General features: G+C 53.1%; 6 protein-coding genes. 5 read left to right on the forward strand and 1 reads right to left on the reverse strand.

Features of this window, described 5'->3' with window-relative positions:
* Positions 1–543: 543 nt before the first annotated feature.
* From P4G45_RS02255 to P4G45_RS02275, 5 genes are all read left to right on the forward strand, one after another.
* Positions 544–4,257 carry a carboxypeptidase-like regulatory domain-containing protein gene (locus P4G45_RS02255; protein WP_348268078.1) on the forward strand — a complete coding sequence of 1,238 codons (3,714 nt, stop codon included), beginning with the start codon at positions 544–546 and terminating at the stop codon, positions 4,255–4,257.
* Positions 4,258–4,339: 82 nt separating this feature from the next.
* A complete protein-coding gene (locus tag P4G45_RS02260; protein ID WP_348268079.1) occupies positions 4,340–6,310 on the forward strand; it encodes a glycoside hydrolase family 97 catalytic domain-containing protein in 1,971 nt (656 codons plus the stop codon).
* Between the two features lie 134 nt (positions 6,311–6,444).
* Complete coding sequence (locus P4G45_RS02265; RefSeq protein ID WP_348268080.1) at positions 6,445–7,821, forward strand: hypothetical protein; 1,377 nt, start codon at positions 6,445–6,447, stop codon at positions 7,819–7,821.
* 47 nt (positions 7,822–7,868) lie between these two features.
* A complete protein-coding gene (locus P4G45_RS02270; protein WP_348268081.1) occupies positions 7,869–9,881 on the forward strand; it encodes a heparinase II/III family protein in 2,013 nt (670 codons plus the stop codon).
* A 725-nt stretch (positions 9,882–10,606) separates the two neighbouring features.
* Positions 10,607–10,993 (forward strand): hypothetical protein, encoded by a 387-nt coding sequence (locus P4G45_RS02275; protein ID WP_348268082.1) that lies wholly within the window; start codon positions 10,607–10,609, stop codon positions 10,991–10,993.
* 185 nt (positions 10,994–11,178) lie between these two features.
* Here the strand turns inward: P4G45_RS02275 and P4G45_RS02280 are convergent, their stop codons facing one another.
* Positions 11,179–11,565 carry a hypothetical protein gene (locus P4G45_RS02280; protein ID WP_348268083.1) on the reverse strand — a complete coding sequence of 129 codons (387 nt, stop codon included), beginning with the start codon at positions 11,563–11,565 and terminating at the stop codon, positions 11,179–11,181.
* Positions 11,566–11,969: the final 404 nt, after the last annotated feature.

Genomic DNA, 11,969 nt, shown 5'->3' on the forward strand with positions numbered 1-11,969 from the left:
GCCGGCTCGTCCATGGAGAGCTCGATCAGCTGGCCCAATCGAAATCTTGAGTGCTCCTGCAATGTCCTTGATGCCTGCGACGTTATCTCTGGTATTCATGGATTTTCTCTGCACCTCATCTTTCCTCCACAAGAATGGAGCCGACTGGCGTTCTCGTTACCGGAAACATCGCATCTCGTAATGCAGCGCCCATAGGCCTGCATTCCTTAGTCTGGAGTTGGGTGGGGGCCCGCAACTGACATTTGCCAAACCCATAACTCCGATGAGGGGAATAGGAAGAGGTCCAGCAAGTACGGCGACCACCCTATTTTCAAGGTCAGCTATTTTTACAGGTGGAAGGAAATATTCGCTCTTGACAATCCGATGTTCGTGTGGAATCGTTCTATCCGGCAACGTACACGGTATCGAGCGGAAGTGACTAGACAGATGTCAGACAGGCTGCTTACTTGAGTCTGCCTTTCATTGAGGGCAAGCTGCATCCGCTTTCGACGATGTTTGGTTTGTAGAAACGACTACCTGGTTCATCTTGAGGAGGCAGTACAAATGAACGTGATGAAAGTTGTGACGAAAGAAGGTTGGTTAGGGATTTGGTTGACGAAGTCCGTTCCCATCTTTCTTCTCGTATTGATAGTGTCTACAGCCACCCTATGGGCTCAGAGCGGTATCGGTTCCATTCAGGGAACGGTGCAGGATTCGAGTGGTGCTGCTGTACCGCAGGTTTCAGTCCATGTAAGCAATGAGGCTACCGGTGTGGCGGTAGACACCATGTCGAATGCCACAGGTTTTTACTCGGTCCCGTCGCTGTTCGTGGGAAACTACACGATCACGTTCATCGCCCCTGGAATGAAAAAGTACCAAACCAGTATCGCGCTGCAGGTGGCTCAGGTCGCTGTCATCAATCCATCTCTTTCAGCGGGCGAGGTATCGCAACAGGTCACTATCTCGGCGAACGACGTGCAACTAGCCACCTACGATAGTGGAACCATCAGTTCCACACTGGATAATTCCCGCATTATGGAATTGCCAGAAAACGGACGCAATGTGCTGAACCTGACTCAGCTCACGACTCCGGGCCTGGAAGTCGGGGGTCAGCGAGCCAACGGCAACCTCGCCGAGGCACTCGAGTATGTCGAGGACGGCGCGCCTATGCTCAATCGCAACTTTGGCGGTGAGGGGAATTCTACGCAGGCGCAACTGCCAGATCCGGATGCGGTGGCAGAGGTTCGCCTTGAAACCACCAACTCCAATGCACAGTTTGCTACACCGGCGACAGGCATTATCACCACAAAGTCGGGCTCGAACGGGTTTCATGGTTCCCTTTTTGAAACGGCCCGTAACAATGCGATCGGTATCGCCAAGGCACGCCAGAATCCCTCGAACTACTCCGCTCCTCATTACGTTCGCAATGAGTTTGGTGTTTCATTGGGCGGGCCCATCATCATCCCAAAGCTCTACAACGGAAAAGACAGATCTTTCTTCTTCTTCGCTTTCGAGCGCTATTCTCTTCGCAGCTATACGAACGAACTTGTCACTGTTCCGACGGTTGCCATGAGAAATGGTGATTTCAGCAATGACTACAACAGCGCCGGCGTTCTACAAACTCTGTACGATTCCACCACGAGTAATCCCGTAAACTTTCAGCGTACTGCCTACGCCGGCAACAAGATTGACATCAGCCGCATCAGCCCGCTGGCGAAGATTCTCTATGCCATCACTCCTCTGCCGACTTCCGCCGATAACCCACTGGTGGCGAGCAACTACAACGCGCCTGCGCTCAATAACGCGACAGCCCCGAACGCGACGTTTCGACTCGATCATCTTGTGAATGAAAGCAATCGCCTGTTTCTGCGCTATACCCAGACCAAGATAACGACAGCGGCGCTGCGGAACTATCCTTCGAATTCACCGCAGACTATTGCCGGTGCCGGTCTTCCCGCAGGCGCCAGCGGTCTGCAGGAGATTCCTGTTACGACAATCAGCAGCGCCCTTGGGTATACCCATATCTTTTCCCCAACATTCGTCTCTGAGTTCGTTGTCGGTAATGAGTGGTTTAATCAGTATGTCCAAGGCGGCGGTAACCCATACCTGGATTATGAACAGTTGATGGGGCTTCCCAATAATTTCGGAGAACTCGGATTTCCGAACATTAGCGGCGGAATCATGCCATACGGCGGCACTCAGTTCAATTACGGCGTCGCCCAGATCATCACCAACGTGGACGAAAACCTTACCAAGATTATCGGTCATCACCAGGTCCTGTTCGGCGGTCGATACCGGCATGAGCGGTTCGGCTCTCTTCCAGACCGCACCAACGACACAGTGAGCTTCGGCGCTTATGCCAGCGCTGATGTTGATCCCACCTCGGGAGCAAATTACACAGCCAAGGCGAACACTGGTGATGGGAATGCCGATCTGTTCCTCGGCGCCTCCAACAACTACGCCGTCGCAAAGAGCGGACCCTATGCCCACTACCGTGATATGGAGATCGATTCCTATATTCAGGACAATTTCCACATGACCAAGAATATTACGATCAATGCCGGACTTCGCTGGGAAATCCATCCGGCGCCGTACACCAGGAACGGTACAACGGAAAGTTTCGACATCGCACGTAAGGCCATCGTTCTTGCAAATCCTTTGCAGTTCTACATAGACAAGGGATACACCACGCAAGCGATCGTCACAAACCTCGAAAAACTTGGCGTGAATTTTGAAACGCCGCAGACAGCGGGAATCCCAAACACCATGTTTTTCAACGATGACTTTACCTTCAGCCCTCGTCTCGGAGTGGCATATGCGCCATTCGGCGGCAGGCATGGCACTGTTTTGAGAGGCGGTTACGGGCGGTACATTTATCCAATCCCTCTGCGCAACTCGCTGGTGCAGACAGGTCATGACTCTCCCTTCACGGCCAGCTACTCCCAGAGTTACATCACGGCAAACCAGTCCCCGGACGGCTTGCCGAACTACCTCTTACGTACTCCTCAGACCGTCGTCGCTGGATCCAATAGCGCCAACGTGGTGAATAGCGCCTCCATCAACTCCATTCAGCCCGGCATTAACCTCATCACGCTTGACCCGCATTTTTCGCCAAACTATGTAACCCAGGTGAATGCCACGGTAGAGCAGCCTATCAAATGGAACTCCGTTCTGCGCGTGACCTATCTTTATGATCACGGCTCTGGACTGGGGCAAAACAATCTGTACAACGAGCATCCGTCCACCTATGTTTATGAAACCGTAAACGGTGTAGTGCCTCCAGTTGGCACCTACGCTTCGGTAGCGACCGGCCCGTATGATCAGACGACCTATGGTGGAAGCGCTGCCGTGATCCAGAAGACGGGCTATTCAAACGACAACTCTCTCCAACTGAACTTCCAGCGCCTGACGAAACATGGCTATGGATTCCAGATCTTTTATGTGTATTCCAGGGCGTTCCGGGTTGGCGGCAATTCGAGCCGCGACGGTTTGATTTACCCTGCAGCGGACTATGCTCCGGGGGCTCTACCTTCTACAGACTTTGCGAAGCTTAATCGATTTGAGAACTATCAAATCGACACGGCGATTCCCGAGCATCACGTTGGCTTCAATGGGCTGGTGGAGCTTCCGTTCGGCCGAGGTAAACATTTCTTCTCGAACGCAAACGGATTCTGGAATGAGGTAATTGGCGGTTTCCAAATAGCGGGTACCGGCCAGGTCATCTCTCAGAATTTCGCGGTAGCAGCGACCAACTGGGGCCCAACCAGCCCTATTCGGCTCTACAAGCATTCCCACCGGATTACTGACTGCCGCAGTGGCGTATGCCATCCAGAAAACCTTTGGTTCAATGGCTACATCGCCCCCACGTCCATCAACGCTGCAACGAAAGGAGTCAGCGGTCTTCCCTCTGGTTACATGCCATATCAAACCCCAATCAATAATGATCCCACTGTGACTGCGCTCTATGGAACCAATAATGTGTCGGTGCACCTGAAGAACGGCAAAAGCACTACGGTTGCATACAGCCCAGGACCCTCGGGAGTGAATCCGTTCTCTCACACAATTCTGCCGGGTCCTTTCAACTACAATGCCGATCTCTCACTTTTCAAAGTGTTCCCGATCTCGGAGACGGTAAATTTCAAAATCAATGTGGATGCCTTCAATGCCTTCAATATCCAGGGCTACATCAACCCAAACGCCACGGATGGCACTCAGAATTTCCTCACTTCGTATTGGACGCCGCGTCAAATTCAACTCACGGCCCGATTGACCTTCTAAGTTGGCAACCTGAGTCAGCTCCGGGGCAGTGCACGCCCGGAGCTGTCTTGATTACGATTCGCAACATTTGCGTGGAGCTGAGATGAAGGAACATTCGACTGCAACGTTAGTCACGAGGCGAAGTATCTTAGGTGGCATGGCTGCAGGTGCTACCGCAGCGTTTTGGCCAGGCCCCCTTGTTGCCGCTGTCGGAGAACAGCCCGCAGTATCCAATCCGGTCCATGATGCCTTCGCAGCGGCCAAACCCGGAAGCATGTCTCTCCCGTTCGCTCTGACATCGCCTTCGGGCAACGTGGTGCTTACGATCAGCCTCACAAAGGGCAACGTTACGTATACAGTTTCGCTGATTGGACGGGAGGTGATTTTAGCTTCATCCTTGGGCCTCAAATTGGATGGCGCTCCACCCCTCGACTCTCATTTCAAATTGACCAAGACAAGTCAAACAGAACACCGGGGATCGTGGAAGCCACCTTACGGTGAGCGCGATAATTTTCCGGATAACTTTAATGCAACGGAAATTGAAGTTCAGGAGGAGATACCTCCAGGCCGAAGACTGAGGATAGAGTTCCGCGCTTATGACGAAGGAATTGCGTTTCGCTATTTTGTCCCCGCACAGCCTGGTTTGCAATCCATGGTGATTACTGATGAAAGGAGCGAGTTCCGTCTTGCGGACGGCGCCTATGGCTGGTGGACGCACACCGCGCAGGGCAACTATACGCGCTCTCTCATAGCAGATGTCCCGGGAGTTAACGAGCGGCCCTTCCTCATCGAACTGTCGAATGGACTTTGGGCAGCGATTGGAGAGGCCGCGCAGGATGATTATCCTTCAATGTTTCTTGCCTCACTCAATTCGGAGCATCACTCCTTGGTTGGCAAGCTGATGGGGACTGCGGACCACCATGCGCCTTTTTCGAGTCCTTGGCGCTTCATCCTGGTTGCTGAAAAGCCACGCCACCTGCTCGAACACAATTACCTTTTGCAAAACCTGTGCCCACCATCGAGGTTAGCGTCCACAAACTGGATTCTGCCCGGCAAGGTGATGAGGGAGATGACCCTATCGACACGTGGTGGTCGCGAACTAGTTGACTTCGCCGCGAGCCAGAATATTCAGTACATCGAGTTCGATGCCGGTTGGTATGGCGATCAGGACGATGAAGCGGCCGACGCGACAAAGATCAACGTCGCTCCTCAAGCGATCAATGCCAATCCGGACTACCGCGGCCTGAATCTTCGTGAAGTCATTGACTATGCAAGGTCCAAGAACATCGGTACGATCCTCTATATCAACCACATCGCTATGGAGCGCCAGTTGGATGTCCTCCTACCGCTTTACCGACAGTGGGGCGTTGCCGGCATCAAGTATGGGTTCGTAAACGTCCATACGCAGCCTTGGACTCGATTGCTTTACGACGCAATCAAGAAAGCCGGAGAATATCGCTTGTTTCTTGATATTCACGATGAGTTCCGTCCCACAGGGATGAGCCGCACCTACCCTCATCTTCTTACCCAGGAGGGCATACGTGGCAACGAGGAGTTCCCTAGCGCCGCACACAGCACAACGTTACCCTTTACCCGAATGCTGGCTGGTGCGGCAGACTACACATATTGCTGGTTTGATCCGAGACTCAAGAATACGTGGGCGCACCAGATGGCACTCGCGGTTGTTCTTTACAGTCCGCTTCAATTCATCTATTGGTACGACCATCCGACAGCCTTTAGGACGGAGTCGACAGGGATGGAATGGTTTCGAGAACTGCCGACTGTCTGGGATGACACGAAAGTATTGGATGGCCACCCGGGAGACTTTGTCGCGATTGCCCGTCGCAAAGGGAAGAGCTGGTTTCTCGGAGTCATCACCAACGATAGCGGCCGCGACATGAAAATCGACCTCGATATGTTGCAGCCCGGACAACAATACGCAGGGATGATTTTTTCAGATGGCAGCGGTCCAAAGGATATCCAGAAGAATCAACGGTCATTCCAGCATGGCGACGTTTTGAAGTTGACACTTCAGCCCAGAGGAGGCGCAGCTATCTGTTTTACACAGGCCTAAATTCAGAATGCGGTTACGCAAAATCAGCGTGCAGTTCGTTGTGAAAATACTCCGAGAGTTCAGGGTGAGAGATGAAGAGCTGTTCAAGCAGTAACAATAGCCGCGTCTACGGTCCTTCGGCGTCAGCAGGCCGCATGTTTCAAGTTGCAACCATAGCTCTGTTTCTTTTCGCCAGCATCAGCTATGCAGCCGACTGGCCACCGACATTGGACAAGGCCAACACCGTTACTAAGTCTAACGACGGCCGAATCATCGAACGTTATACTCACGGCCCGCGTGTCCAGTGGGGATATGCCGTAAGCTCCAATGCAGGCTGGGACTATCCAGCAGCACAGGAGAGCGGAGCGGCTGAACAGAACCACAACAGCTTCTATGTGATTTCTCCGAAAGCGCCGCAAAAAGGCGCGCCGCTCTACGTTGTCCTGCACTCTGCCAATCGGACAGCCTACGATTACCTCGGCTATGCAGCGCTTGACCGAAAAATAGATGAAGGCAATGATCCAGCCACGGCAATGACCAATGTGCCGGAGGGCTTCTATGGACTGTACCTCAACTCGACTAATGCTGAATGGTGGGGCTGGACCCAGGCGCGTCAAAATTCAGCGAAACATATTGACACACCCCCTGCCGCTGAACTCCGAGTGCTGGACACGATCGAGTGGGTGGTTCAGCACTACGGAATCGATCGCAACAGGATTTATCTGAGCGGAGTATCCATGGGGGGCAATGGAGCCCTTGGCATCGGGATTAATCATGGTGACATCTTCGCCGCGATGCGGGTTACCGTGCCGGCAGGAACCGGGTTCGCCTCTTATAGCATGGGCGGTTTCGCTCCCTCACCAGATGTAATAGCGCCACAGGCTAAGCGAGACGCATGGATCGCTAAGGCTTCGGGCACCGACAATCCCGATCCTCCAGTTATCGTTGATTTTTCTTCCCCCATCGATAGTTGGTCCATGACGCAGCCCGCGCTTGTCCAGGCAGCAGTGGACGGTAGGTTACCGCTGGTCCTAAGCTGGGGCCCCTTTGGCCATACAACGTTTGCATCGGCCATCGCAAAGAGCCCACTATGTCAGATCGCGTTAGCTTTTCCGTGGCTTGAAATTCGCAAGAACGAAGCATACCCGGTGTTCACGCATGCCTCATCCGATCAGCAATCTCCTTGGCTCCACGGTCCGGCAGACTTCGATGAGTCCGGACAGGTGAACGCGTACTTTCGCTGGAAAGATGAAGCCGACAGTCCCCGCGAGTTTTCCATGCTGTTGTGGATGGAGCATCCGCTGGTTAAAAGTCCACCAGCTTCTATGCCGGATCATGCAACAGCGAACGTTACATTGCGGCGTCTACAGTACTTTACAGCGGTCGCAGGCAAAGCGTATTTGTGGAAGCTATCTAAAAATGGTCGTCTCTTGGCATCGGGGGTGATAACAGGCGACGCTACCAACCTTTTAACCATTCCCGGTGTTCCATTGACCATGCAGCCCACCAAGTTAATTGTGACGTTCAAGTAGCACGTGGAGATCCTCATCCCCGATCAAGGCCGTTTGGAGAATCAACAATGCGTTCGATCAATCGTAGACAGGTAGTGGCTGGCCTGACTGCAGGACTTGGTTATTCACATCTCTCTTCAGTGTTTGGACTCGCACCGTCCAAGCTGCGGGACTACGATATCTTGCCCAGCGAGGGCATCGTAGCTAAAACCTATCTCAGTCCGATGCTCACGCCGGAGTTCTTAGCCAACAACCTGATCTCCGCTTCTGATTGGCACCCTTATCCCAAAGCAGCTGAGCGTGAATCATGGCAAGGCGTGCCGCAGGATGTTCGTGAAGCTATCGTAAAACATGGAGAAGCCATTCTGGGAACGCCGTGGCCGACTTTGCCCGCGACGCTCTTCCTCGAGTTCAAGGAAAACGGAAACAGAACGGACTACGAGCGACTCTTCTTTATGAGACGTCAGCGGCTCTCAGAGTTGGTGCTGGCTGAATGTATGGAAGGGAAGGGTCGCTTCCTGCACGAGATCGCAAATGGAGTGTGGCTGATATGTGAGGAGTCCTTCTGGGGACTTCCAGCACATCTTACCGCGCAGAAAGCAGGGGTTGGGCTGCCTGATGTCACAGAACCGATCATCGATCTCTTCGGCGCCGAAACCGCCGCCACTCTCGCTTGGACGCGATATCTGGTCGGACAGGGACTCGATAAAGTGTCTCCACTTATCAACAAGCGGATCCAGATGGAAGCGAATCGCCGGATTCTGGACCCTGGTCTTAGTCGGATAGACTTTGCCTGGATGGGATTGAGTGGTTCGAGACACCGACTCAACAACTGGACACCGTGGATCAACTCAAGTTGGCTGGAAACAAATCTGCTCCTTGAAATGGACCCGGCGCGACGTCTCGCGGCTACAAGTAAAATCTGCAGCAGTCTCGATCGTTTCCTGACCGATTATTCGGTGGACGGAGGTTGCGAAGAGGGACCAGGTTACTGGCAGGTTTCTTCGGGGTCGTATTTCGATTGCTGTAGTGCGTTAATGTCGGCTACCGGTGGCAAAAAGGATTTGTTGTCGAATCCTTTTGTGCGGCGGATGGGGCATTACATCGTGGATGTACATATAGCTGGTCACTATTATGTGAATTATGGCGACGCACATGCGAAGCTGGACCAATCCCCAGAACTTCTATATCGCTTCGGTACAGCAACAGGCGACCGTGCACTGAAGGCGTTTGGAGCATTCAACGCCGCTGAATCCGTAAGTCCAAACGGTCAGGGGCGCCTGGCGAGGGAAACCCCAAATGTTCTCACGGTCGCCAAAGCGCGAAATTCGCCGAAAGCAGACGCGTTGGGGAGGTCCGCCTGGTACCCGGCGCTCGGTCTTATGACGACACGCGAAAAAGTCGATAGCGACGAAGGTTTTTACCTGGCCGTACAGGCCGCCAGAAACAACCGCAGCCATGGGCACTGCGATTCCGGTAGCTTCATCATCTTTCATGATGGAACTCCTGTCTTCATCGATGTTGGCGTCGAAGCCTATACCGCAAAAACCTTCGGCCCGAACCGCTATAGCATTTGGACCATGCAGTCGGCATATCACAACCTGCCAGCCGTAAACGGCGTCATGCAACAAGGTGACGACGATCGATATCGCGCTTCCGACCTTCATTATGTTTGCGACGATGCGCAAACGGGCCTTTCCATGGATCTGGCAACTGCATATCCCGCTACGGCAGGAGTGCGACGTTGGCTTCGCAGTATCACTCTCGAACGAAACACGCAGCGGATTCGTCTTAGGGAGAATTTTCAACTGGAAGACGATAAACCCGTGACTCTCACGTTCATGACGCCAAGAAAGCCGACGATGAGTTCGCAAGGCTCAATCAGTCTTGGTATGCCCGACAAGCGAACTGCAGACGTTCATCTGATATTTGATTCGGCGCTGGTAAAACCCAGCATCGAAACGATTGCCCTAGTGGATGAAGGTTTGCAGAGGACGTGGGGCGCGGAAATCTATCGAATTCTCTTCACGACGGTGGCTCCCATAGAAAGAGGAAATTGGCTGTTTGAATTTCACGCATGAGGAACAGCCCATAACTAGCGGCCGGCCATAGGCAGATCGCCGAAGAAAGGACGCCTCCACATTACCTCTTTCGTCTATCCTCTCCAAACAGCCGCGCAACGGAAGGTCACCGCGTGCGGAATATCAGACCGGGACTGGTATGCCCGTCCTCACTTTATCAGCGGTAACGGGCTTCATTTATGATGGCTCACGTGTGAAGATGAGCAGTGCTCCCACTAAAGCAGATGCTCATTATTGGCTCAGTGAAGGTGACTTGCTCATCTCTCGCAGCAATACAAAACCGCTTGTTGGCCACGTCGCCATTTATGACGGCATACCAGAAAAGCTATCTGCTGCGATCTGATTATGAAGATGAAGGTTAATCCAGAAAAGGCCTTGAACCGATTCGTCTACTACTGGCTACGTTCGAGCGAAATGCGTGAATATATATCAGCTCTCGGGTACAAGGGGCCAATGCGACGCCCCACGCGGGGGCGACGCCCCGAACTTCTTCCACAGCCCCGCATGCTTGAGTTTCAATCCACGCCCCCCGCGTGGGGGCGACGGCACATGTCGTAAATAGCATCATGCGCTACAGATAGCTTGCCACAAATGCGATGCTGACTCCATCTGCTGACGTATCAACCATCCTTTCAAAAGCACTCAAGCGGATCTCCCTGTTACCGAGGCACTTAACTAATTCGCGGACGTCGCAGAGAATCTGTGCCCGCTTAGGGTTCGCGCGAATGAACGTGTTGGTGGAGGGTTCGAGTACCCGAACCCTCCACCAACACGCTGGTTTTCTCAACTTTGTGGCGCTATTCGAGAAAGAACCCTGCCTCTTCTTTAAACCGTTGATCGAGCTGCTCGAAGCTGAACCTGGGCTGAGCAACGAAGCCAAGAAGCCGGAGGAATGGGCGCGGCTGCTTCGCCGATATTTCGGAGAACGTTGGGATGACAGTAAGAAGCTCGGGTACGGAGCGACCACCAGATGCTTCCGTGTCCACGCTGAACTTCTCGCCACCCGTATCCTCGTCGAGAAAGTTCCGGATTCCGCAACTCAAGGTCGTGGGAACCTGTACCGGTTGCAGTTGAAAGGTGACGTGCTAGAAAAGCTCACACCGGCGGCCTAGCCTGCAGAGCCCCTTCAACGTTAACCGAGGACGATCTTAGGGCCTGGAGTCAGCAACGGATCCAGACCGGGCGGTCCCCCGTCGGGATGCAAGCGGAACATCTCGTCCTTTCCGTCTCTCCTGTCGATGCCAGAACTCATAAATTAAATGCCATAAGAGATCTCAGTGCGGCACGATTCCGTTCATCATGCTCCAAACACTGGCAGAGCTTTTCTGATTGGATGCCAGAATCTGCGCCAGTCTTCAAGAAAATCACCCTTAAGCTCTTCGCCCTCAAAGTAAAGACCACCACGAACTGGCTCTGCCAGACTTGGATGAAGACATACGAGCCAAATCGGGAAAAACGGATAATCGTAAGGCAAACACCTAAAGCGAAAGCTGATCTCATTCGGAATGTCGGCTCCGCTGGGATTGCTATAGCGGATGATCACACACCGGTCGTCTCCCCAATGGCCGATATCGTCGCTGACGGCCTCCCAACGATGCTCATCGTGACTAATATAGTCGAGCACCACGGCCAACTCCTCCAGGTCGACGACAAACCCTACACCGAGTACAAAAGAATCACTCATGATCCACTCCTCGTAAGACCCCGCCACCGATGACACGTGGATGCTCAGTGGTCGGGTGCCTCTCTACTTACAACCTCACTTGGTCGCACCGCTTTGTGGAGTCAGAAAGAAGAATTTTTCCCGAGCAAGGTTCTACATGTTGTTTGCTGGAACTTCTTAAGGAAATTCGAACCCATAAGCCCAATCCGGGGAACTCATCGGGTATTAGCCCTTGTGACGGGTGTGGAAACAATACGGGCTCAAGAAGTTATGCGGACGGAGTCGGGCAAGTGCACCGGTCTGTTGGCTCCCAAATCATCTGCTCCAGGACTACTAAGTCAAGTTGATCTGCGAGTGCTCGCTGACTTCTTTTCATTGCTCCATGAATGGGATACTCTGCAGTCGATCCAGGTACCTGTCGGGTC

This window comes from Edaphobacter paludis (assembly GCF_039993895.1).
GTDB classification, from domain to species: Bacteria; Acidobacteriota; Terriglobia; order Terriglobales; family Acidobacteriaceae; genus Edaphobacter; species Edaphobacter paludis.